This is a genomic window from Coleofasciculus chthonoplastes PCC 7420 (assembly GCF_000155555.1).
GTDB lineage: Bacteria > Cyanobacteriota > Cyanobacteriia > Cyanobacteriales > Coleofasciculaceae > Coleofasciculus > Coleofasciculus chthonoplastes_A.
In genome coordinates this window covers 61433-85615 of record NZ_DS989856.1, presented here as the reverse complement: position 1 = coordinate 85615, position 24183 = coordinate 61433, and the positions used below count along the sequence as shown (strand labels likewise).

The following is a 24183-nucleotide window of genomic DNA, read 5'->3' as shown; positions in this document are numbered from 1 at the left end:
AGACATAAGACGAATCATGATCATAGACGATGAAGAATTGCGAACGTTGTATAAAACGGCGGGTGAAGAACGTCTAGAGAAACTTACTGTCGGTTTGCACCATCTACAAAAAAATCCAGAGAATGAAACAACCTTAGAACAGTTGCTGCGAGATGTTCACAGCTTAAAAGGAGACTCTAAAAGTCTAGGGGTTAAAGCTGTAGAAACCCTTGCCGATCGCATGGAATGGACTCTGGGACGGATTAAACGCCAAAAGCTGGTTTTTTCGCCGTCAGTGAGCCAATGTCTTGATCATGTATTAGATGCAATTCGTCTTTTAATTGCTGAAGCGATAACAGGTAAACCAAGCGGCGTCAATTTAGCTGAAATATTGGATCAATTTAAACAACTCGCTATTCAACCAGCAGAGAACGCCGCAGCTAAAGACATTCCACCAGAACCTCTAGAGAGAGAGGATATGAGCGCTGAATCATCTGAATTAGCCGAAAGCTATATCGACGATGATGAACTCCGAGACGTTTATCAACTGGCTAGTCGTGAACGATTACAAAGTCTAGAAGCTGGGTTGCGTCATTTGACAGAAAATCCAGACGATGAAGCTATCTGGGAACAGTTGCGCCGAGAAGCCCATAGTATTAAGGGCGATTCTCGTAGCGTTGGCGTGGAAACCGTGGAAATTTTGGCTCATCCCCTAGAGGAAATTATCGAGAACCTTAAATCCCAACCCACAGCGTTTACCCCAGATGTTAGCCAAACCTTACATCAAGGAGTAGAGGCAATTACTCAATTAGTCCAGGAAGCCGTAACAGGTAAACCCAGTGCGGTGGATACCACTGAGGTACTAGAACAATTTATGCTAGTGCTGGAAAATTGCCAATCATCGACGGTTGCGTCTCCCATTCAAGAGGAAGCTGGGGAAGCTGGGGAAGCTGGGGAAGTTTATCCGAGTCGTATTGATCCCCCACCCCAACTCGCCGAAAGCTATATCGACGATGATGAATTACGAGAGGTGTATCAACTTACCAGTGGTGAACGATTGCACAGCCTGGAAACGGGGTTAAATGATTTAGCCCAAAACCCAGACAACGACGCTATCTGGGAGGAGTTACGCCGGGAAGTTCATAGTCTTAAAGGCGATTCTCGCAGCGTTGGCGTGGAATCGGTGGAAATTCTGGCTCATCCTCTAGAAGAAATTATCGAGAACCTTAAATCCCAACCCACAGCGTTTACCCCAGATGTTAACCAAACCTTACATCAAGGAGTAGAGGCAATTAGTAAATTAGTCCAAGAAGCGATAACCGGTCAACCCAGTGCGGTGGATACCACTCAGGTGCTAGAACAATTTATGCTGGTGCTGGAGGATTGCCAACAATCGGCTGTAGCATCTCCAAGTCAAGCCGAACCAGGGCTTGTCGGGGCGGGTTTTACCGATACCCTTGAGCCGACAACCGATAACGGAACCCAACCCACCTCGCCTCAACCGTCTCCCCCACCCCAACTCGCCGAAAGTTATATCGATGATGATGAATTACGAGAGGTGTATCAACTCGCCAGTAGCGAACGGTTGCAGATTTTAGAAGCCGGGTTACTGCATTTAGAAAAATATCCCGATGACCAAGCTACTTTAGATCAATTACTGCGGGAAGCCCATAGTCTCAAAGGCGATTCTCGTAGCGTTGGCGTCGAATCGGTGGAAACCCTTGTCCATCATATCGAAGAAGTTTTCGATCGCATCAAACATCGACAACTCGGTTTTACGGTCAAAGTCAGTGAAAGCCTCTATGATGCATTAGAAGCCATTCGTGGCTTAGTCGAGGAAGCGGTAACGGGTCAACCTCAGGGTGTGGATACGGCGCAAGTGCTGAATCAATTAATCGACGCCATTGAAGCATCAGCCCAATCTCCCCCGGTGATTCCTGTCTCCGAAACTCCCACGCCTTTATCCTCTCGTCCGGATTCTGTCACGATTGTCGGGTTACCCAATGTCCCATCTTCATCCTCTCAACCTCCCCTCAGCGCCACGTTTATTGACGATGAGGAAATGCGGGATGTTTATAAACTCGCCAGCCTTGAACGCTTACAGAAGCTAGAAGCGGGATTACTGCAATTAGAAAAGCAGCCGGATGACTCAACCACCTTAGATGAGTTACTGCGCGAAGCCCATAGTTTAAAAGGAGACTCTAGAAGCGCGGGCGTTGAACCCGTGGAAGCCTTAATCCACCACGTTGAAGAGATTTTGGGCGGGATTAAACTCCAGCCTACTATCTTAACCCCAGATATTAGCGATCGCTTGTATCGAGGATTGGATGCGATGGGTAAGCTCGTACAGGAAGCGGTGACGGGTCAATATCAGGGTGTGAATACTACGGCGGTTCTCAACCAATTACTCGATGTTTCTCTCCCTAGCTTACCTGATGCTGGATCGACTCCCGTTAAACCCCTTCCCACCCAACCGCCAGTACCCAAAACCCCAGCCCTAAGTGACACCTACCGGATTGATACGATTCGGGTTCCTACTCGTGATTTAGATGGGTTAATGGCGCAAGCGGAGGAATTAAATGTCACGAAACTTCGTGTTGCATACACGGCGTCAGAAATTGAGGAACTGGTGACACTTTGGCAAGAGTGGAAAGCCTTTTATCGTCAATCCGGTGAGGCGACAGCCACAGACGTTAACCCATTCCAAGAACGCTTAGATGAAAAAATTACCGCCTTACGCACCGCCACCCAGGAAAATACCTCTAACCTCGATTTAATTGCAGAGGATTTACGGGAGAGAATTCAAACCCTACGCCAGTTACCTCTGTCTACTATCTTCCAGTTGTTTCCCCGTATGGTGCGGGATTTAGCCCGCAAACAATCGAAACAGGTGGAGTTAATTATTGAAGGGGGAGAGACGACGGCGGATAAAACTATTCTGGAAGATATTAAAGACTCTTTAACCCATCTAATTCGGAACGCGATCGATCATGGGATTGAGACACCCGCAGAACGGGAAAAATTAGGTAAACCGCCAGTAGCAAAAATTTGGCTGCGGGGTAGTTTAATTGGTAATACGATTATCATTGAAGTCGCTGATGATGGGCGAGGACTGGATATCGACCAAATTAAGCAAACCGCCATTAAACGGAAGCTTTACCAACCCGATGAACTAGAGAGGATGAATCCCAGTCAAATTTATGACCTAATTTTTACCCCCGGATTCTCCACCCGCAGCTTTATTACTGAAATTTCGGGTCGAGGGATTGGCTTAGATGTTGTCAAGACAAACATTGAACGACTCAAAGGCGCGATCGCGATCGAATCAACTCCCAATCAAGGTAGTACATTCCGCATCCAACTTCGCACCACCTTAGCCACCGTTAATGCCTTATTTGTTGAGGTTCAGGGAATTGTTCAAGCCCTCCCAATTGAATTCGTCCAAACCAGTTTACTCCTTTCCCCAGATGAAATAGAAACCGTTGATGGGCGGGAGACGTTAAACTGGCAAGGTCAAAGGGTTCCCGTCGCCAATCTTGCCAATGTCTTGGAACTCTCGAACTCTCCCGCTTACGCCCTGATCACCAAAAAAGAAACACCGCTATCTGAGTTGCGATCGTGTATTTTACTCAAGGTTGGTGATGAAGTTTCCGGATTTTTAGTCGATCGACTTTTGGATACCCAAGAAATCCCTCTCAAACCCCAAAGTACGTTATTAAAGCGGGTGAAAAATATTTTGGGTGCAACGATTCTCCCCACTGGGGACGTTTGTATGATTCTCAATCCGGCGGATTTAGTTAAGTCGGGACAACAACAAAGTCCCGCAACAGTTTCGGTTAAAGCCAATACGGTTCTACAAACGAAACCGACAATTCTCTTAGTCGAAGATTCTCTCCCAGTGCGAACGCAAGAACGACGACTTTTAGAAGGGGCGGGGTATGAAGTAGTAATTGCGGTTGATGGATTAGATGGCTATACCAAACTTAAAAGCCGTCATTTTGATGCCGTAGTTTCTGATGTGGAAATGCCTCATTTAGATGGGTTATCTTTAACCGCCACGATTCGCCAGCATTCGGAATATCAAGACTTACCGATTATTTTAGTCACCACCTTGGATTCAGAAGCTGATCAACAACGGGGTGCAGAAGCCGGAGCGGACGCTTACATTATTAAAGGTAAGTTCAACCAAGCGTTTCTATTAGAAACCATCAGCCGATTGGTTTAATTGAGTGAAGGTTTCTTCGTTCGTTCGTTCGTTCGTTCGTAGTCGGCACTTTAGTGCCATCAGCGCTGAAGCGCTAACTACAAACCCTTAAACAACTAACAAATGACCAATGACGATTAAAGTTCTATTAGTAGAAGACTCCAAAATTTCCCTAGTCATTCTCAGACGAATTATCAATGAATTCCCTCAACTTAAAGTCGTCGGAGAAGCGTCAAATGGGTTAGAAGCATTGGCGCTAATACCTCAAGTTAAACCCGATGTGATTTGTACCGACTTACACATGCCGCAGATGGATGGGTTGGAATTAACCACTGAAGTCATGCGTCATAATCCTATACCCATTTTAGTCTTGAGTGTGTCGGTACAACAGGAAGATACCCATCATATTTTTGATGTCCTCGAAGCCGGAGCCGTCGATATTTGTCCCAAACCATTGGCTGGTTTAACCACAGAAAACCAAGAATTTAAACGGGAATTAGTTAATAAAATTAGTGTCATTTCTGGGGTTAGGGTTTTCAAACGAAAACGCAGATATTCGCTGCAACACCAAGCCGTTAATCTGAACAATCTGACCACGGCTCCAACCAAATCATACCCGAAGCCTAAAATAATTACCATTGGCACATCAACGGGCGGACCTCCAGCATTGCAAGAAATTTTTTCGCAACTTCCCGCCAATTTTTCGGTTCCCATACTTTGTGTGCAGCACATTTGTAAGGGATTTTTACAAGGCTTAATTGATTGGTTAGCTCCCACCTGTAAATTGCCGATCAAAATTGCCGAATCTGGAAATAAACCGCAACCAGGAATCATCTATTTTCCTCCAGAACAACGTCAGCTAAAATTAGATAAGCAGGGTAATTTTGTCTGTTCAGATACCGTACCTTTAGACGGACATTGCCCGTCAGCAACGGTCACATTTGAGTCTGTCGCCAAAGTTTATGGCAAGAAAACAACCGCCATATTATTAACCGGAATGGGCAGAGACGGCGCAAAAGGAATGCTGACAGTTACCCAAGCGGGGGGTTTAACCATTGCTCAGGATGAAGCCACATCAATCATCTTCGGAATGCCCAAAGAAGCCATTGAATTAGGGGGAGCTAGAGAAGTCCTACCTTTGAACGCGATCGCGCCAATGTTGCTGGAACTTTTACAAAAACAGTCGATTCTACAGTAAACCGATTAGGTAATAAATGTGTCAACACCCAACCAGTTAACTCCTAAAATAAAACAAGCCTTTATTCGCTTAATTGCTCAACATACGGGTTTGGTGATTCGAGAACGCGATCAAGCCAACTTAACGGACAAACTATTCGCCCGAATGAAAGCAATTAAACTAACCTTTCCGGAAGATTATTATTTGCTGCTCAATTGTCAAACCAGAGAAGCTAATCAAGAGTGGAAAAAATTGGTTGTCTTGCTGACGAATCTGGAAAGTTACTTTTTTCGGGATAAAGAACAATGTAAATTGCTCAAAACTAAAATATTACCCGAACTAATTCAGCGTCATCAGGTGGATAAAACCCTGCGGCTTTGTAGTGCGGGATGTTCAACCGGAGAGGAACCCTATTCCCTGGCGATTATGCTGAATGAACTGATTCCGGATATTGATAGCTGGAATTTAGTTGTTTTTGGCATCGATATTAATCAAGAGGCGCTAGCCAAAGCCAAACAAGGAATTTATCGGGCTTGGTCATTAAGAAGTATTGATCCCAAGATCAAACACGAGTATTTTAAACGTATTGATAATCACTACCACATTGATGACAACGTTAAATCATTAGTGAAATGGCAACAGATCAACTTAGTCAAAGATCCTTTCCCCCAACCTCACTTAGATTTACAGGCGTTTGATTTAATTATTTGTCGAAATGTCTTTATCTACTTTGAATCCTCCGCCATTGCCCAAGCCTTGGATAAGTTTTACCACGCCCTCCAACCTTTAGGCTATCTGATCACCGGGCATTCTGAACTGTATGGTCAACTTTTAAAGCAGTTTCAAACCAATGTTTTTCCCGAATCCTTGGTGTATCAACGTCAAACCGAGAGTTTAGTTTATACCCCTGTAGGTGATGTCCCTAGTCCCCTGACTTGGGATACTGAAGACGATTATACCTTAACCTTTAATCCGGAAACACTCGAACATGACCTAGAGAAAAACACGATTAAAATGCAGCATGTCGCCTTGAATCTGCTCAAACAGTTACCACCCAATACCCCCCTACAAAAATTAGGCAATTTGACGCCATCTGAACTGATTAAACAACTCCAATCCTCCTTAAATAGTATCGAGCCAGACTCCCCATGACAGACAATTCCTATTTTAGCTTTGGTTTAAATGATCGGCTGTATGGTATCAGTACAGCTTACGTGGAGGAAGTCTTTCCTCTCCCAGAATTAATATCCATTCCCGAAGCGCCGCATGAAATGATTGGCGTGGTCAATTTGCGGGGAGAAATGATACCCGTTATCGATTTTAATCAGAGTCTTGGCTTACAATCATCCAACTACCGTTTAACCGACAGTATTATCGTTCTAAGACGAGAAAAAACCAAAGTTGGGATTATTGTGAATCAGGTTTGTGAAGTCCTGACAATTTCATCAGATGAAATTACTACTGAACTTGAGCCGAATCAAACCGTTAGCGAAAACGGCGTCATTGGTGGACTCACCCGCCATGCAGGTGATATCATTATTTTAAGTGATCCAGAGAATTGGTTAAGCGCGATAGATAGCCACACGTTTAAATTAGTGGAGAACTATCTCAGCCAAGAACTTAACCGGAGTCAATCGAGTGGAGAATTCGTTACCGAACAAGCCGTATTTGCTGCAAATGCGACACCCGAAGAACGAGACATTTTCCGAGAACGAGCGAATAATCTCAAGCTTCCCTTCGAGAGTCAAGACTTAACCAGTGTCAAACCGTTAACGATTATTGTCTTAAATGATCAGTTATTCGGGATTGATTTAGGCGTTGTACGGGAGTTTACCGATATCCAACAGGTGACGCCGATTCCCTGTTGTCCCCCTCATATTGTAGGAAACATGAATCTGCGTGGGGAAATTGTCACCTTAGTCGATATTCGCCCGGTGTTGAAATTGCCCTTAACCGCGATAACCCGAAGTTCCAAAGCGCTGATTGTGGAGGTGGAGGAGATTTTGGCGGGTGTGATTGTGGAAGATGTGCGTGAATCGATGTTCCTGCTGAATCCGCTCCAAGTCATCGCCGTGACTCCTGAAACAACTAGCATAAATCCTGACTATTTGCAAGGGGAAGCGGTCTATGCTGAAAAAATGATGAGCATTCTGGATGTACCGAAAATTTTCTTGAATGGTGGCTTAATCGTTGAGCAAGCGGTTTGATTGTTATTGGTCATTCGTCTTATGTCAAGTCGGGGCGGGTTTATTTACATCTGGGTGTAACCGAAAAGATAGTAGTGAAACCCGCCCCTAACAATTTGCTCCAGTTCCCCCATCTCCCGATAACTGATAACTGATAACTGATAACTGATACCTGATCTAAAAAGACGAACACAACAGGTTGAGCAGAGATTGGGGGATTTCTTCAAAATGCTCTAACAAAAAATCCATGATTGCCAGATGGCGCAAATCAACGGGTTTAGGCGGGTAATATCCTTTACCTCGGTTAAACCAATTCTGTACTGTCCCCAAGGAACGAGAACAGATATGAGATAATTGCTCATACGTGACATCCCATTTGGCATAAAACTGCTTTGGCGTCATCCCTAATTCACAGTAACAATAAAGGTCAATAATGTATTTTTCCCGCTGGTTAATGGGGCGGAGATTGTGTCGCCGTCGGGGATTATAGGGTTCAGTTGGACATTGTACAGATAGGGGCGGTATCCCCCGGCGAGAATGGGTGGGATAAGGGTAGGAGTTGCCATTCTCTGGATTGGGTTCAACCGTATCAGGTATTTTTTCCACATCCGCTTCAGAAGCCGTATCCGTGGTTACCCAACCTGCACTGGGAGAATCAGGGGCGAGTTGGATGATGTAATAAACCATCCATTGATGGTGATTGTAGTCATAGAAACGTCCCAGAATGACGCCCCAGTCAGGATTAGCGGTTTTCCACTGAACGCGATCGCCTTCTTTGTAGCGAGGGGTGGGGAATGGCAAATCGTGATTGGTAAATGTCTCCTCCATCTCCTCACCATGACGCAGGGTATTTAAGGTACCAGCGATGAGTTTACCGTTGAGGCTTTCAATCAATTCTTGGATAAATAGCTGGGCGAGGATTTTGACTTCCGCATCGGTTAGGTGCATTTGCGATGCGTCGAAGTCAATGTCGCGGTAATGCTTGAGTCGAGAGAGGAGTTCGGTAATGCCAAATTCCGCTAACGCTTGCTGGGCTGTTGTTTCGGGGGTATGGGAATTGTTGAATTGAGGGGGTAACGGTTTCATGGCGTTCTTCTGTTTGTGTTGCTCTTGTATTTTGTTGTTATATAATAATGTTATAACAAAACAAGCCAAATGAAAACCCCTTTGTCTTTTTGTTTTCCCTATTCCCTATTCCCTGGCGCGTAGCGCTATCAAAATTGCCAGCATTAGTAGAAATGTTAGAGCCGTATCAGGGGCGAGTCTTTGACCCCTGCTGTGGGTTGGGGGGAATGTTTGTTCAAAGTGAAAAATTTATCGCGGCTCACCAAGGACGAATTGATGATATTTCTATCTATGGTCAAGAAAGCAATGAAACCACTTATAAACTCTGTCGGATGAATTTGGCGATTCGGTGGATTGATGGCTCTAATATTAAGTGGAACCCGGAGGGGTCGTTTTTAAATGATGCTCACAAGGACTTAAAAGCCGATTTTGTGATTGCTAATCCGCCGTTTAATGATAGCGATTGGGGCGGGGAATTGCTGCGAAAAGATGGACGTTGGCGTTATGGTGTACCGCCTGTGGGAAATGCTAATTTTGCCTGGGTGCAGCATTTCCTCTATCATCTGGCTCCCACGGGGGCGGCGGGGTTTGTCTTGTCCAATGGCTCGCTGTCGTTGAATACGGGGGGCGAGGGGGAGATTCGCCAAGCTTTGGTGGAGGCGGATTTAGTCGATTGTATTGTGATGTTACCAACTCAGTTATTTTATAACACGGGAATTCCGGCTTGTTTATGGTTTCTCAGTCGTTATAAAAATGGGAATAAGAATCGCAATCGTCAGGGCGAGGTGTTATTTATTGATGCGTCAGAGTTGGGTTATATGGTCAACCGTCGCAATCGAGCGTTTACTGAAGAAGATATCGGTAAGATTGCGGGGACGTATCATACTTGGAAGCGGAAGCCCTCTCCTAGCCCCTCTCAAAGGGAAGAGAAGCCCTCCCCTAGCCCCTCCCAAGGGGAAGAGAAGCCCTCCCCTAGCCCCTCCCAAGGGGAAGAGAAGCCCTCCCCTAGCCCCTCCCAAGGGGAAGAGAAGCCCTCCCCTAGCCCCTCCCAAGGGGAAGAGAAGCCCTCCCCTAGCCCCTCCCAAGGGGAGGGGGATTATGAAGATATTAAGGGGTTCTGTAAGTCGGCGACGTTGGCGGATATCCAGAAGCACAATTTTGTGTTAACGCCAGGGCGGTATGTGGGCATTCCTGAAGAAGAAGATGATGGTATACCTTTTGAGGAGAAAATGGGGGAGTTAACGGCACAGTTGGCGGCGCAGATGCAGGAGGCGGCACAATTAGATAAGGAGATTAAGGTACAGTTAGCAAAAGTGGGGTTTGATTTGGAGAAGATGAACGAATGGACAAGCAACAGGTTCTAGATAAGTTAAATGCTCACAAAGAGCGCCTCGACAAATTCGCGGTCAAAGCGTTGTTTTTGTTTGGTTCGGTAGCACGAGATGAGGCTAGCCCAGACAGTGATGTGGATTTTTTGGTGGAGTTTGAGCGCCCAGTTGGATTATTTACTTTACTTAGCCTGAAAGCTTATTTAGAGGAGCTTCTAGGCTGTTCAGTCGATGTAGGTACTCCTAGTTCACTACGTCCTCACCTGCGGGAAACAGTGCTAAAGGAGGCAATTCGTGCCGTCTAGGGAGTTTGAACTAAGATAGCTTTATAGCAGATTTTGGATGAGCTAGAGATGAGGGAGGAGATTAAAATTCAGTTGGCAAAGGTGGGGGTTGATTTGGAGGATAATTAAATCAGAATGCCAGCGCGAGACTTTTATCATGATGCGGTTAAAACTGCTTTAATTAAAGCAGGATGGACAATTACCAACGATCCTTTACGCTTAAAATGGGGAGTGAGAGAGCTTTTTGTTGATTTAGGCGTAACTAAACTTATTGCCGCCCAGAAAGCAGAACAAAGGATTGCTGTAGAAATTAAAGGGTTTACGAATCCTTCTGTTGTTGCTGATTTAGAACAAGCATTAGGGCAATATTTAATTTATCGAGCTATATTAGAGGAAATACAACCGAATTATTTGTTATATTTAGCGATTCGCCAAATGACTTATCAAGGTATTTTTAACGAACCTCTAGGTGAGTTAATTAGACAAAAGTATCGAGTTAATTTATTGATTTTTAATAATCAGAAACAGGAGATTGTGCAATGGCTACCATAGAGGAATATCGCCAAATCATCCAAGGGGAATTAAAGGAATATACAGAGATTCCTTATGCTTACGGTGATTTACGATGTCGTTTGATTGTGAGTGAAGATAGGAATAATTTTTTGCTAATTACGCAAGGTTGGGAAGGTGAGGTACAGATGCATGGTTGTTTGGTTCATGTTGAGGTGATTGGCGATAAGGTTTGGATTCATCGTGACGGGTTAGAGGATGGTATTGCGAATGATTTAGTGAGGGCAGGTATTCCGAAAGGTCATATTGTGTTGGGGTTTCATCCGCCAGAGGTGCGTTCACATACTGAGTTTGCGGTGAGTTAGTTGTGATGGGTTGGTGTTACAAGGGATGGAATTAGAAAGGTTGTATGAAATCAAGTTATGGTTGGGAAAAGGGAGGTTGAGGTATGAGTGAGTGGAACGAATTTTATCTTTCAGATGTAGGCACTCTTGCTAGAGGTAAATCTAAGCATCGTCCTCGATGGGCGGATCACTTGTACGGTGGCCCTTATCCTTTCATTCAAACTGGTGATATCTCTGCTGCTAATAAGTATATAAATACTTATCGGCAAACTTATTCTGAAGCTGGTCTTGCACAGAGTAAGCTTTGGGATAAAGGAACTTTATGTATCACGATTGCTGCTAATATTGCAGAAATTGCAATTCTGGAGCTTCCAGCTTGTTTTCCTGATAGTGTTTTAGGTTTTATTCCTAATCCAGAAAAAGTAGACTTAAATTTTGTTTTTTACACACTAACTTTTTTAAAAGCAAGAATACAAAATTTAGCAATAGGATCAGTTCAAGAGAATATCAATTTAGGCACATTTAAAAATATTAAATTTTTTTTTCCATCCGTCAAAAAGCAAAAAGAAATAGCATCAGTTTTATCTTGTCTCGATCGCAAGATTGAAAACCTCCGTAAACAAAACGATACACTAGAGGCGATCGCGCAAACTCTATTTAAACATTGGTTCGTCGATTTCGAGTTCCCCAACGCCGACGGCAAGCCCTACAAATCCTCCGGTGGCGCAATGGAACCGTCAGAGTTAGGCGAAATCCCCGCAGGTTGGCGTGTTGGGAAGTTAGGAGATGTCGTTAAAGTCAATGCCGAAAGTATCAGTAAAAGCTACCAACATAAAGAGATTGAATATGTAGACATCTCCTCGGTAGGAATTGGGGTGTTGGAAGGTACTACATCATATCTTTTTAAGAACGCTCCCAGTCGAGCTAGACGGCTAGTAAAACATGGAGATGTTATTTGGTCAGGGGTTCGACCTAACCGGAAATCGTATCTATTCATCTCTCATCCTCCAGAAAATCTAGTTGTTTCAACTGGATTTATAACTTTGACGCCAGATTCGATTCCTTCGTCTTACCTGTACAGTTGGGTAACGACCGAATCTTTCGTAGAGTATCTGACCTTCAACGCCTCTGGAAGTGCTTACCCAGCAATCAAAGCAGAACATTTTGAAATTGCTGATGTTTTGCTACCTGACAAATTTAATTTGACTAAATTTCATGCTGTTATTGAGCCAATGCGCGAGAAGATTCATCAAAATTCTCGGCAACTTCAAACCCTAACTAAAACCCGCGACCTCCTTCTCCCCAAACTAATGAGCGGTAAACTCCGCATTAAACCCTAACTCTTTCACCTCTCGGTCAAATGAGCAAATCAACCACCGAAAACCAAATCGAAGCCTACAACCTCCAACTCCTGCAAGCCCTCGGCTACAGCTACAAAAACGGCTACGACATCCAACCCGACGGTATAACCCCCGAACGGCAAAGCTTCAGCGACGTATTGCTGACAGACCGTCTCAGCCAAGCCATCAGCCGCATTAACCCCCACATACCCCCCGACATTCGCAATCAAGCCCAACGGGACTTACAAAACATCGCCAGTCCCGACCTAATCAACAACAACGAAACCTGTCACCGCTACCTCACCGAAGGTATCACCATCGAATACACCAAGAACGGCGAAACCAAAGGGGAACAACTCTGGCTGATTGATTGGGACACCCCCGAAAACAACGAATTTCTCGCGGTTAACCAGTTTACCGTGATTGAAGACAACCACAACCGCCGCCCCGATATTATCCTATTTATTAACGGATTACCCTTAGTGGTTATCGAACTAAAAAACGCCGCCGATACCAAAGCCAACCTCTACGCCGCCTATAACCAACTGCAAACTTATAAACAGGAAATCCCCAGCTTATTTACCTATAACGCCCTGCTGATTATCTCCGATGGACTTTCAGCCCGTGCGGGTTCCCTTTCTGCCGACTATAACCGCTTTAGTCAGTGGAAACAAAAACTCCCCAACGGTAAAATTGACAACAACCCCGACACCAACGAACTAGAAATCCTCACCCAAGGGATGCTGAATAAACATACCCTACTTGACCTGATCCGCCATTTCACCGTCTTTGAACAAACCAAAACCGTAGACCCGGAAACCGAGGTTGTCAATCTGCAAACTATTAAGAAAATTGGGGCGTATCACCAGTATTACGCCGTTAATAAGGCGGTTGAAAGTATTGTGCAAGCGTGCGGTTTACCCTCCCCTAGCCCCTTTCCCTCCCCTAACCCCTCCCAAAGGGAGGGGAATATGAAAGTCCCTCGCCCTTTGGGAGAGGGATTTAGGGAGAGGGCAGATCATCGCCCTTTGGGAGAGGGATTTAGGGAGAGGGCAGATCATCGCCCCGTGGGAGAGGGATTTAGGGAGAGGGCAGATCATCACCCTGGGGGAGAGACATCTAGAGAGAGGGCAAATCCAACAGCTTATCGGGGTGGATTACCCGTAACAACACTACTCAAACGAGCGCGAGAACTCCGTAAAAAACAGACTCCTGCCGAAATTATATTTTGGGAAACCGTCAGGGCTAAACGATTCTGTGGGCTAAAATTTCGTCGCCAACATCAGATAGGACATTACATCGTCGATTTTTACTGCCATCAACACCAATTAGTGATTGAATTAGATGGTGGAGTGCATGAACAACCCCAACAAAAAAAACGCGATCGCGAAAGAGAGAATTATCTTAAATCCCTGGGTCATACAGTTCTACGCTTCCGGAATCAGGCGATTTTCAATGATCTTGAATCGGTTTTGCGATCGATCCTTCAGCATCTTGGTTTGCCCTTTCCCTCCCCTGACCCTTTTCCCTCCCCTAACCCTTTTCCCTCCCCTAACCCCTTTCCCTCCCCTGACCCCTCCCAAAGGGAGGGGAATATGAAAGAGGGGAATATGAAAGAGGGGAATATGAAAGTCCCTCGCCCTTTGGGAGAGGGATTTAGGGAGAGGGCAGATCATCGCCCCGTGGGAGAGGGATTTAGGGAGAGGGCAGATCATCGCCCCGTGGGAGAGGGATTTAGGGAGAGGGCAGATCATCGCCCCATGGGAGAGACATCTAGAGAGAGGGCAGATCATCGCCCCATGGGAGAGACATCTAGAGAGAGGGCTGGCGGAGTCCTTTGGCATACCCAAGGAAGCGGAAAATCCCTGTCCATGGTCTTCCTCAGTGGTAAACTCGTTTTAGCCTTAGATAACCCCACCCTAGTTATCTTGACCGATCGCAACGACCTCGACGACCAACTCTTTGATACCTTCGCCGGCTGTCGTCAACTGCTGCGTCAAGACCCCCAACAAGCCGAAAACCGCCAAGCTGTGCGGGAACTCCTCAACGTCGCCTCTGGGGGGATTGTGTTTACCACCGTTCAGAAATTCGCCCCCGAAGACGGCGAAACCCTTTATCCCAAAATTAGCGATCGCGCCAACATTGTTGTTTTAGCCGACGAAGCCCACCGCAGTCAATACGGATTCAAAGCCAAACAAGTCACCCTCAAAGACGCAGAAGGTAACATCCTCGGCAAAGCCACCCGCTATGGCTTCGCCAAATATATCCGCGATGCCCTCCCCAACGCCACCTTTGTCGGTTTCACCGGAACCCCCATCGAACAAAGCGACAAAAACACCCCGGAAATCTTCGGTAACTATATTGATATCTACGACATTGCCCAAGCCGTTAAAGATGGCGCAACCGTCCCCATTTACTACGAAAGCCGCTTAGTCCAAGTAGATCTCGACGCCCAAGGGCGGGAATTACTCGACGAACTCGACGAAGATCTCAGCTTTGAAGACCTCAACACCACCCAAAAAGCCAAAGCCAAACAAACCCAAATTGAAGCGATTGTCGGGTCGAGCCAACGTCTTACCACCATCGCCCATGATATCATCACCCACTTTGAACAACGCCAAACCGCCAATCGCGGCAAAGGGATGATTGTCACCCTCAGCCGTCAAATTGCCGCCAACCTCTACGACAACATGATTCAACGGCGTCCTGATTGGCATAGTGACGACCTTAACCACGGCAAAATCAAAGTCGTAATGACCGCTAGTGCTTCCGATCAAGGCAATCTGGTACAACATCACACCAGTAAACGCGATCGCCAAATTCTCGCCCAACGACTCAAAGATCCCGAAAACGACCTCGAACTGGTGGTTGTCTGCGATATGTGGCTGACCGGATTTGATGCCCCTTGTCTCCACACCATGTATATGGATAAGCCCATGAAAGGGCATAATTTAATGCAGGCGATCGCCCGAATCAACCGAGTTTACTATGAAAAGCAAGGCGGCTTAATCGTCGATTATCTCGGCGTCGCCAGCGAACTCAAAAAAGCATTATCCTTTTATTCCCAAAGCGGCGGTAAAGGTCAACTCACCCTCGACCAAGACGTCGCCCTAGGCTTATTTTTAACCCAACTGGAAATCGTCGAGCAAATCCTCGCTGATTACGACTACCCCTCTTATTTCAGCGCTGAAATTGCCGAAAAGCTAAATATTCTCAAAGGAGCGACCAATTATGCCGCTCATCCAGACATTAAAGGGCGATTTTTAGACGCTGTTACCGCCTTATCGCGGAGTTATGCCTTGATTGCTCACCATCCCCACGCGATCGCCCAAGCGGAAAAAGTCTCATTCTTCCAAGCCATTCAAGCCAGCTTGCGAAAGCTCGAACCCAGCGATGGTAGTCTCAGCAATCGAGAACTAGAAACCGCTATTCGTCAAGTGGTTGACCAAGCCCTAGTATCCGATACCGTCGTTAACATCTTTGACGAAGCAGGCATTCAAAACCCCGACGTTTCGATTATCTCCGAACAGTTTTTAGCCGAAGTCGAAGGTATGGAACACCAAAACCTCGCCGTTGAGGTGTTAAAAAAGCTTCTCAAAGAAGAAGTTAAAGCCAAAAGCCGGACGAACATTGTTCAAAGTCGCAGACTCGCTGAAATGCTCGAAAACACATTGCGTCGCTATCAAAATCAAGTGATTGGCGTAACTGATGTGATTCAAGAATTGCTCCAGATGGCGCGGGATGTGCAAGCCGCAACCCAACGCGGGGAAGACTTAGGACTAGAACCCTACGAACTCGCTTTTTATGATGCCCTCGCCCAAAACCAAAGCGCTCAAGACGTGATGGGAGTTGACCAACTGCGGGAATTAGCACGGGTTTTAGTCAGCCGCATTCGTAAAAATGCCTCTATCGACTGGAATCTTAAAGAAAGCGCTAGGGCGAGGATGAAAGTGATGGTGAAGCGTTTACTGCGACAATATGGCTATCCGCCAGATATGCAAGCGTTGGCGATTGAACTGGTCTTAGAGCAAGCCAAAGTATTTACAGAGTCAGGACTACTGTAATACAAAAATTTCCATATCTGTCTTACACCGACTCTGCGTAGGAAGAACTTAGAGGACAAATTCACAACCCTTGTGTCGTCTATATTTCGTCTATTGCTCGACATATCAATATATTGCAATATATCACAAACTGTCTTGTATTAACACTGAAAGTGTAATACTAAAACTATCTAATTTTGCCGACAAATTCAGAAACTAGCTAATCTAAAGAAGATAATTATAACACACAAATAAAACTATTAGTATTCTCTTAATTAAAATTTTTATTTTACGAGTGTTTGCTTAAATATACTTTGAGTTATTTTCACAATTCCGTCTTCTGTCTGAAGGTAGAGGCTATCCCCCAAAACGAACAATTATTGTTAGTTCTTAAGGGTTTTCCGCCATTTTCCGGTAAATCAGCCTCGTTTCGGTAAAAACACTATATATAGCGTTTTTGACGTTTAGACTCCCTACATCTATTGCTTTTGCCGCTTATTTTGCCTAATTATTCAAGTCAAAATGAATCATTTTATATAAAAAAACTGTAAAGTAATACTTTTGCTTTTTTAAAGAAATGATGAAGTTTGGTAAAAACTATACAAAGAGGTTGCAAAAGTTAAAACTTATTCGTTAATATGCTATTCAGAACGAAAAAACCAGGGAAACTTGCATGTCAAACTCGGCTTTGCCTCAAGATAATCCAACGCATCTCACCGATTCAAGCGCGAGCAAAACACGAAAAAAGACAAGGAATAAAATTTTAATTGGCACCCTTGCCGTATGTATTGGTGTAATTGGTTTAGGAGGAGCTGGACTGGCGTATCGACAGACCACTCGATATAAAGTCAGCGATGCAATGGAGGTTAATCTCAAGGAATTAACCAATACTCAATATCCCGCCAACACATCAGGTTTAAGTAAAAAATTCCGCCGCTATAACGATCGCACCTTAACCGTTGTCAAACGGGATGACACCCATGTCGATTTTGTCCTAGAACCGAATAACGACCACACCGCTAAAATCGTTATTAAAAATATTGACTTAGAACTTTTGACCCCGAAAGTCCCTGAATGGACTAAAAACGATGAAGGCTTAGAAGTCATTGCCTTTACTGACCGCGAATGGAACCGTCAACAGGTCAGTTTTCCGGCTGACTCCGAGCATATTGAAATTAGTGGCGGCGATGGCTTTGAAAAAGAAAACCTCTACCAAGTCGCCTTAGCCAATAATTGCATCAATGGTGGATTGTGGGAAGTTATTCTCACCACACAAGAAGATGGCAATAAAGCCATGTACTACCAAGGATGGTTCGACTTTCCCTTGGGAATTTACAAGCAAGTCTTTGAAAAAATCAACAACATATCCTATTGGAAATACTGGCGACGCATGGAACATTGGCAAGATCCCAGTGGCACCGTGGTCAAAACTGACTTGCTGCGAAATGTCATCGATGAGCAAGAGGTTCAAGCCGATTTCCCCCTAGATGAAAAAATAATTGCGTCCGGTGAGCAAGTCCGTAAAGTCCGAACCGTTCTCGCCAATAACTTGCAAACCTGGGGCGATTTCTATAGCGGTGAACATGAGATTCAATTTGGCTCCTTTGTTCCCCCTGGATACTACAATACAGATAAACCTTGGGGAAATGAATTCTGGCGCATTGGTCAATTTGACAAAGCCGTTCTCCGGAATATTGACCCTGTAGGTGTCGATGAAACCTTACAGGAACTGGAGTTGACGTTCACGGATACGAAAACTAATGAACAGAACAAGTTGTTTATTAGTGGTGTCAATATCAAAGACCTACCGCAGTTACCGGTAGAAAACTACAACAACGGGTTATATATGCCCCTAGGGATTGGCATTCCTCCGTTCTATCAAGACTACGAAGAACTGAAAGCCAACCATCCCGATAAGAGTCCTTATTTCAGCGTATTACTGGATTCTAAGGGCGGGTGGATTGACCATCACAAAGTTGCCCTAGATGGTGTGGTCATGCATCGGGATCAAGATGACCCAGAACTGTTGCATCTGTACTTCTTGTCCTACGAACGGATGACCCTAATTGCCCATTTCAAAGTTGATATCAAATCCCTCTACTAGGCACTTGTTGTATAGCAATAGACACATCGATTAGGACGTTCGGCACCATTGTAGAGACGCGCCATGGCGCGTCTCTACATAAATGATGTGTCCTAACAGCCATGGCGGTTGCTATAACTCGCCAATAAGATACCCGATTTCTCTCAGAAGTCGGGTATCTGAAACTGTCATATCCAGCACAAACGCCATTTATGGTAGGGGTACGGCAGTGCCGTGCCCCTACCGTTAGCATTTGCTTCCTGCTTTCTTGCTGCTTTATCCCAAATGTTGCTGCACCATCTCCAACAATTCTTGAGCTTGAGGCGGTTTCGCTAAAAACCCAGTTGCACCCACAAGTTGAGCGCGAGTCCGGTCAATTGACGTATTTTTAGCCGTTAATATAATAATGGGTGTCTTTTTAAACACAGGCGTTTCTCGCAGAAACTTACAAATGCTATAGCCATCAGCATTTGGTAAAAGGAGGTCAAGCAAAATTAAATCTGGCTTATGTTCAATCAGTTGAGAGAACCCTCGCATCGGTTCGGGAATACTCAACACTTGATATCCATTCGGAATTAAAATTTTCCTTAACGTGAGCGTTAACACCGGACTGTCATCAATGCAAGCAATTAAAGAGGTTTTAGCTTTGGGTGGAGTTTGCTGGATTTCAGGTGGCTTTTTATCAGCAACTATCGGAGTATCCCCAAGATTATCGTTGCTGTTTGGTAACGTCAAATCAGGAACATCTTGAAATTTGAGCATCCCTCGTTTAGTCCAATCCACCAAAGACTGAGTAACTTCAATGATGGATTGATTTCGCTCAACCGCAATATCCCACAAGGTTAATTTTCCATTAAGATACTTGTCTTCAATCGGCAATTCGGATATGTCTGCTCCCTCTTGTAAAATAGGAGCCATAGTCGGGTGAAGGTGACTCAACCCAGCCGCTTGCCATTGTTGCTGCATTTGTTCGGTTGTACTCAGAATCGTTTGTATTTCGTTGCTGGATAAGGCGACAACTTTGCAAAATGTCGATATTGCTGTTTGGGTGGGCTTCCAGTCTCTGTTCAAATCCGAGTAAGGCGTGAGTTCAAATAAACATTCTTGAACTAAACTGCGAATGATCAACTTGGCTTGAATTAGGCTAAGTTGTTTTTGGCTCAAGCCGCGATCGATGAGCTGACATTCCCAACTAAGATGGTTGGAAAACTGGGAGTAATCAGTCCTCCACTGCCAATTTGACCGATGCTGATTGATTGCCCGGTTCCAGCGTCTCACGGGATGATGTTTACTCTTCGGATAAAGTAATTGACCCCGAACCAAGTACAATGTCCAAAATGCCTGAGAGTTTTTTAGAATTAGCTCTCCGTTTCCATGTTTACTATAGTCGTTTAACTCTTGAATTAGACGGGTTAAGTTCATTCGGAATAATTAAATTATTTTTTATAAATAGAAATTTGCGACCTAGTACAAGTGGCTTCCCGACCTACGTGATAACACGAGAGTTTCAGGTCACTGCTAGTATTCTTTGTCAAAAGAACTAGCATCTGATACAAAGATGGAACCGATGCACTAAAAGAGTAGATGCTTGCCTTGAAACTTGACATCCTCACCGACCTAAAAGGGCGGTGATTCCTACCAATCAAACAGGTTTAACTGAATGTATTTTCGGTGGGTTGACGGCTCAACGCACACTGCCTCAGATGAGGTCTTACACGCACTCCCCGTCCGTTTAGAGTCGTGGGTCTGCCCGACCCCGACTTGTTCTATGTTGACCGAGGCGTTATCATCCCGGTCGTGTTCAGCACCGCAATTAATGCACAGGATAGACCGCACTGACAGGTCTATTTTGCCCCATCGGTAGCCGCAATCTGAGCAAACCTGACTGGTAGGCTCCCATCGGCTGATGACCCGAAAATCCCGGTTGTGCTTGTTGGCTTTGCCCTCGCACAATGACCGGAATTCATACCATCCAGCTTGAGATATTGCCCGTGATAATTTGCGGTTTTTGAGCATACCGCTAACATTCAAATCCTCCAAGGCAATCACTTGGTTATCGTTAACTACCTTGGTGGATAACTTGTGCAGAAAGTCTTTACGCTTATCCCGGATTTGGGCATTGAGCTTGGCAACTTTAACCCGCATCCGCTCTCGCCGCTTGCTACCCCGTTCGCGTTTGGCTAGCCGCCGCTGGCAACGCTTTAGTTTGCGGTAGAGGCGGGAATAATCCGGGCTATCAATTTTTTCCCCGTTGCTGCAACTCGCAAAGGTCTTTAGCCCCAAATCAATCCCTATGGATGGGTTCTTGGCGGGCCTGCTCTCTGGTTCCACCTCAACCACGAAACTGAGAAAGTACCGACCGGCGCAATCTTTAATCACCGTTACAGAACTAGGAACCGATGGCAAGGGACGTGACCACTTGACCTTTAGATTGCCAATCTTGGCTAGGTAGACCTTGGACGCCTTAACCCTGAATCCACCCCTAGTAAACCGCGCCGTCTGACGGTTAACTCGCCGCTTAAATCGTGGCGGGTTTACCTTTTTCCCTTTGCGCTTACCTGACCGGGACTGGAAAAAGTTTTTAAATGCTACCCCTAAGTCAGCAACCGATTGCTGTAGAGGAATAGCTGATACTTGCCCTAACCACTCCCTAGCCTCAGTTTTCTTAGCCTGAGTGATGCACAGCTTTTGGAGTTCACTGCTGCCAGGTAGCTTATTCGATTGCTTGCACAAGAAAAGAGCATCATTCCAGACTACCCGCACGCACCCAAATAGCCGCGCCAATGATTGACGCTGACCAGGGGTGGGATAGATTCTGAATTGATATCGGCAATTCATACTAATACGGTAGCGTATTTATCTTAAAAGTCCCCCTAAAAGGGGGAGGCTTTAGACCCTATTTTTCGGTAAGAAACGTAAATGCTCTGAATTAACTCAACGGCGCGATCGCGCTCAACAAACGGATAACTAATCGGAAATGCCTGTATCTGCTGCTGGAAAGGTTTTCACCCCATGCACCGTCTAACTAGCAGCAAGATACCATGTCTGAGTATAAACTAACCTACTTGGTTAAGATCTGTCTACTTATTCTCCGTTAGCACGTATGTTTGAGCAATTTACCCAGCATCGAATTACCACCTCAGACACCACGATTAATCTGGTGATGGGTGGCGCAGGATATCCTCTATTATTACTCCATGGTTATCCGCAAACCTATGTAATGTGGCATCAGGTTGCACCCGTTCTGGCACAGCACTTCACCGTGATTTGTGCAGATTTGCGCGGCTATGGTGACAGCGATAAACCCAACTCTGATCCAGCCCATCTGACCTATTCTAAACGGGTAACTGCCCAAGACCAAGTGGAACTGATGGATATCCTGGGTTTTAAGCGGTTTTTCGCCGCCGGACACGATCGCGGCGGACGGGTGTTGCATCGCCTGATGCTTGACCATCCTAACCGAGTTGATAAAGCGGCGGTTTTAGATATTGTACCCACCCGAACGATTTTTCAAACGGTGGATAAGGAACTAGCCACAGCTTACGAACATTGGTTTTTTCTGATTCAACCCTATGATTTCCCCGAACGACTGATTGGTGCAGACCCAGAATTTTACCTGAAAACCAAGATACACCAATGGAGTGCGACACAGGCGGGGTTCACCGAAGCGGCGATGGCGGAATATAGTCGCTGCTTTAGTCAACCTGCTGTGATTCACGCCACCTGTGAAGATTATCGCGCCGCCGCATCTATTGATCTAGAACACGATGAGGCAGATATTGACCAGAAGATTCAATGTCCTCTATTGGTGTTATGGGGAGCAAAAGGCGTCATGCAACGCCGCTATGATGTCATACAAACTTGGCGCGATCGCGCGATCGATGTTCGGGGTCAGGCGTTGGAGTGCGGTCATTTTCTACCAGAGGAAGCGCCACAACAGACAGCCAAGGCGCTGTTAGATTTTTTTAAAGGATGAGGGAAGATAGGGAAGCCTGGGTGCACAGGTGTGGAGGAGAATTTATCCCATCCCCAGTCCCTAATCACCCAATGTTTGTGATCAGCCTATTGCTGATCAGTGTGCAGATTGACTATCATGCTATTGGTGTATTACGTGTTTTACGCTATCTTACGGTTAAGTACGTTTTCAGGGTCATGGCAATGGCATAGAAAAGAAACCCGACCTTTGAGAAAAACTCAAGCTAGGGAAAGCTCTCTGATCTATTCTGTTGTCGGTAAGTGCATCTACGACACCAAATTGAAGAGTTCAATCGTGACTACACCAATTGGGTGTGTGACTTAACCTTTTTATGTAGGTTTTTTTTGACAAAACAGTTATTGAATTATCTGTGCGAGGAGTTTATCTTGGCATTCATCCGACTCGCCGATTTGATCATCAATATGGACTATGTTGCTGCGGTGACGTTCAGCACCTATAACGGATTGGGTGAGGGACACGAGATCCCGGTTGTTAACATTTGTTTGGCAATTCCTGAGGGGGCATTAGATGGTCAAGCGTCATCATGTATAGGGGATTGCCAGAATTGTCAGGGTATTGAAAAGCTGGAATATGAGAATGATTTAGCGATCGCGATTTGGAATTATTTTACCCAATCCAGTGAGGTTACAGTTCTGTTTGAGTGATTGGGGAAGTCGGGACTCACTTTCACGATTATCGTGTTTTGCCACCCCGATGTGACTAAACCCACCCCGCTTAGGTGAGAGAGTTTTGAGTTAACTCCCCCACCTTGTTTCCCTTATATCCTCTGCACCCGGAGTCCCCCCGTTTATGAAGACTCGATGAAACCTCTAAGACTTTGTTGCTGATGCTCGTGTAGTTGACCTATGATAAGGAAAGTGTATTACAAGTTATACGACTGTCTTACAGATTCAACCGTATCTGGGAATGAAAGCCTAGGGTCTGCGATCGCTCGCCTCTTTTGCTTCTGTTCTCCTCAAGGTTGGACACCACCAGGGTAAATCTATCGTTTTCGCTTCGATCCCACTATTCCTGAGTGTGGTGTTTTTTTAGGTACTAGCACTATGAGTTCATTCAAATCCGACAACCAATTACGTAATCTCAATCCCTCAACCTCTGAACCTGTATCTTCTGAAGAAGTACAGCAATTTGACCTCGAAAATCAATTAGCAGAACTTGCCGTTCCTTTAGCCCAAGCCTGGAAAGATAACCATCCAGAAGCGCAACCTGCATCAGAAGCGGATTTAGATGTTTGTACGTTGGCGGTGGCGATTGAAATGGCGATCGCCGGGGAAGCGGTTGGCGGTCCCATCGGTGCTTTAATTGCCTCGGGTGGGGGTGTCAAGGCGGCTAGTGTGGCGTGCAGACGAGTGCTTTAATCCAATATCGTCTTATGTCATTGGTGAATTAGGATTCAGCAACAAGTATGGCTGTCTTTGTTAGACGCCTTGGGAGGATAAGTGTCTGTCGTGTTTTGTAACACCAGAATTCCTCTGATACCGTTTTGGATTGTAAATTTTAGATTGAGATCGAGTTCTCTAATGATGTAAAGCTGATATAGGGTATTGGACAATTGATAGCAATTTGGTTGGTACATAAAGACCACTTAGCATACTTTTTCCGGCATCTTACACCAATTTTAGTTGACTTATAAACCCTTTTGA

16 protein-coding genes and 1 pseudogene are annotated in these 24183 nt (G+C 45.3%); 14 read left to right on the top strand and 3 right to left on the bottom strand.

The window, feature by feature from the left end; translation table 11 throughout:
* Positions 1-16 precede the first annotated feature (16 nt).
* The 4 genes from MC7420_RS21435 (at position 17) to MC7420_RS21420 (ending at position 7567) form a co-directional block, all read left to right on the top strand.
* Positions 17-4204: an Hpt domain-containing protein gene (locus MC7420_RS21435; RefSeq protein WP_006102874.1), complete on the top strand. Its 4188-nt coding sequence runs from the start codon at positions 17-19 to the stop codon at positions 4202-4204.
* A gap of 109 nt (positions 4205-4313) precedes the next feature.
* Positions 4314-5381, top strand: coding sequence for a chemotaxis-specific protein-glutamate methyltransferase CheB (cheB, locus tag MC7420_RS21430; protein WP_006102986.1), 1068 nt, complete (start codon positions 4314-4316; stop codon positions 5379-5381).
* Positions 5382-5399: 18 nt separating this feature from the next.
* Positions 5400-6512: a CheR family methyltransferase gene (locus MC7420_RS21425; RefSeq protein ID WP_044208779.1), complete on the top strand. Its 1113-nt coding sequence runs from the start codon at positions 5400-5402 to the stop codon at positions 6510-6512.
* Positions 6509-7567 (top strand): chemotaxis protein CheW, encoded by a 1059-nt coding sequence (locus tag MC7420_RS21420; RefSeq protein ID WP_006102909.1) that lies wholly within the window; start codon positions 6509-6511, stop codon positions 7565-7567. The genes MC7420_RS21425 and MC7420_RS21420 overlap by 4 nt, the downstream gene beginning before the upstream one ends.
* Positions 7568-7723: 156 nt before the next feature.
* On the opposite strand, the gene MC7420_RS38370 is transcribed toward MC7420_RS21420, so the two are convergent.
* On the bottom strand, positions 7724-8632 hold the full coding sequence (locus MC7420_RS38370) for a hypothetical protein (protein ID WP_006103085.1): 909 nt from the start codon (positions 8630-8632) through the stop codon (positions 7724-7726).
* 143 nt (positions 8633-8775) lie between these two features.
* On the opposite strand from MC7420_RS38370, the pseudogene MC7420_RS43450 reads away from it, so the two are divergent.
* The 7 genes and pseudogenes from MC7420_RS43450 to MC7420_RS21380 form a co-directional block, all read left to right on the top strand.
* Positions 8776-9975, top strand: a pseudogene (locus tag MC7420_RS43450) (N-6 DNA methylase); the annotation flags it as partial.
* Complete coding sequence (locus MC7420_RS21405; RefSeq protein ID WP_006103003.1) at positions 9954-10244, top strand: nucleotidyltransferase family protein; 291 nt, start codon at positions 9954-9956, stop codon at positions 10242-10244. The pseudogene MC7420_RS43450 and the gene MC7420_RS21405, both read left to right, overlap by 22 nt.
* A 114-nt stretch (positions 10245-10358) precedes the next feature.
* Positions 10359-10775, top strand: coding sequence for a XisH family protein (locus MC7420_RS21400; RefSeq protein ID WP_044208776.1), 417 nt, complete (start codon positions 10359-10361; stop codon positions 10773-10775).
* A complete protein-coding gene (locus MC7420_RS21395) occupies positions 10763-11098 on the top strand; it encodes a XisI protein (RefSeq protein ID WP_006102846.1) in 336 nt (111 codons plus the stop codon). The genes MC7420_RS21400 and MC7420_RS21395 overlap by 13 nt, the downstream gene beginning before the upstream one ends.
* Positions 11099-11181: 83 nt before the next feature.
* Positions 11182-12417: a restriction endonuclease subunit S gene (locus tag MC7420_RS35525; RefSeq protein WP_006102826.1), complete on the top strand. Its 1236-nt coding sequence runs from the start codon at positions 11182-11184 to the stop codon at positions 12415-12417.
* A gap of 20 nt (positions 12418-12437) precedes the next feature.
* A complete protein-coding gene (locus tag MC7420_RS42760) occupies positions 12438-16481 on the top strand; it encodes an HsdR family type I site-specific deoxyribonuclease (RefSeq protein ID WP_006103043.1) in 4044 nt (1347 codons plus the stop codon).
* A 652-nt stretch (positions 16482-17133) separates the two neighbouring features.
* Complete coding sequence (locus MC7420_RS21380) at positions 17134-18564, top strand: hypothetical protein (RefSeq protein WP_006102916.1); 1431 nt, start codon at positions 17134-17136, stop codon at positions 18562-18564.
* Positions 18565-18819: 255 nt separating this feature from the next.
* Here MC7420_RS21380 and MC7420_RS21375 read toward each other — a convergent pair whose 3' ends face one another.
* Both MC7420_RS21375 and MC7420_RS21370 read right to left on the bottom strand, forming a co-directional pair.
* A complete protein-coding gene (locus tag MC7420_RS21375; protein ID WP_006103050.1) occupies positions 18820-19965 on the bottom strand; it encodes a response regulator in 1146 nt (381 codons plus the stop codon).
* 213 nt (positions 19966-20178) lie between these two features.
* Positions 20179-21381: an RNA-guided endonuclease InsQ/TnpB family protein gene (locus tag MC7420_RS21370; protein ID WP_006102936.1), complete on the bottom strand. Its 1203-nt coding sequence runs from the start codon at positions 21379-21381 to the stop codon at positions 20179-20181.
* Positions 21382-21646: 265 nt separating this feature from the next.
* Between MC7420_RS21370 and MC7420_RS21365 the strand changes: the two genes are divergently transcribed.
* From MC7420_RS21365 to MC7420_RS21355, 3 genes are all read left to right on the top strand, one after another.
* The gene (locus MC7420_RS21365; RefSeq protein WP_006102972.1) at positions 21647-22519 is read left to right on the top strand and encodes an alpha/beta fold hydrolase; all 873 of its coding nucleotides are present in this window, start codon (positions 21647-21649) and stop codon (positions 22517-22519) included.
* 344 nt (positions 22520-22863) lie between these two features.
* Entirely contained in the window at positions 22864-23184 is a 321-nt protein-coding gene (locus MC7420_RS21360; RefSeq protein ID WP_232231756.1) for a hypothetical protein, read from the top strand.
* Positions 23185-23583: 399 nt separating this feature from the next.
* Positions 23584-23898: a hypothetical protein gene (locus MC7420_RS21355; protein WP_006102893.1), complete on the top strand. Its 315-nt coding sequence runs from the start codon at positions 23584-23586 to the stop codon at positions 23896-23898.
* Positions 23899-24183: the final 285 nt, after the last annotated feature.

Excerpts from the sequence above, each read along its gene's own strand:
- MC7420_RS21365 (WP_006102972.1), top strand. The coding sequence starts at position 21,647 with ATGTTTGAGCAATTTACCCAGCATCGAATTACCACCTCAGACACCACG.
- MC7420_RS21380 (WP_006102916.1), top strand. The coding sequence starts at position 17,134 with ATGTCAAACTCGGCTTTGCCTCAAGATAATCCAACGCATCTCACCGAT.
- MC7420_RS38370 (WP_006103085.1), bottom strand. The coding sequence starts at position 8,632 with ATGAAACCGTTACCCCCTCAATTCAACAATTCCCATACCCCCGAAACA.
- MC7420_RS42760 (WP_006103043.1), top strand. The coding sequence starts at position 12,438 with ATGAGCAAATCAACCACCGAAAACCAAATCGAAGCCTACAACCTCCAA.
- MC7420_RS21400 (WP_044208776.1), top strand. The coding sequence starts at position 10,359 with ATGCCAGCGCGAGACTTTTATCATGATGCGGTTAAAACTGCTTTAATT.
- MC7420_RS21405 (WP_006103003.1), top strand. The coding sequence starts at position 9,954 with ATGGACAAGCAACAGGTTCTAGATAAGTTAAATGCTCACAAAGAGCGC.
- MC7420_RS21355 (WP_006102893.1), top strand. The coding sequence starts at position 23,584 with ATGAGTTCATTCAAATCCGACAACCAATTACGTAATCTCAATCCCTCA.
- cheB (WP_006102986.1), top strand. The coding sequence starts at position 4,314 with ATGACGATTAAAGTTCTATTAGTAGAAGACTCCAAAATTTCCCTAGTC.
- MC7420_RS21395 (WP_006102846.1), top strand. The coding sequence starts at position 10,763 with ATGGCTACCATAGAGGAATATCGCCAAATCATCCAAGGGGAATTAAAG.
- MC7420_RS21435 (WP_006102874.1), top strand. The coding sequence starts at position 17 with ATGATCATAGACGATGAAGAATTGCGAACGTTGTATAAAACGGCGGGT.
- MC7420_RS35525 (WP_006102826.1), top strand. The coding sequence starts at position 11,182 with ATGAGTGAGTGGAACGAATTTTATCTTTCAGATGTAGGCACTCTTGCT.
- MC7420_RS21375 (WP_006103050.1), bottom strand. The coding sequence starts at position 19,965 with ATGAACTTAACCCGTCTAATTCAAGAGTTAAACGACTATAGTAAACAT.
- MC7420_RS21370 (WP_006102936.1), bottom strand. The coding sequence starts at position 21,381 with ATGAATTGCCGATATCAATTCAGAATCTATCCCACCCCTGGTCAGCGT.
- MC7420_RS21420 (WP_006102909.1), top strand. The coding sequence starts at position 6,509 with ATGACAGACAATTCCTATTTTAGCTTTGGTTTAAATGATCGGCTGTAT.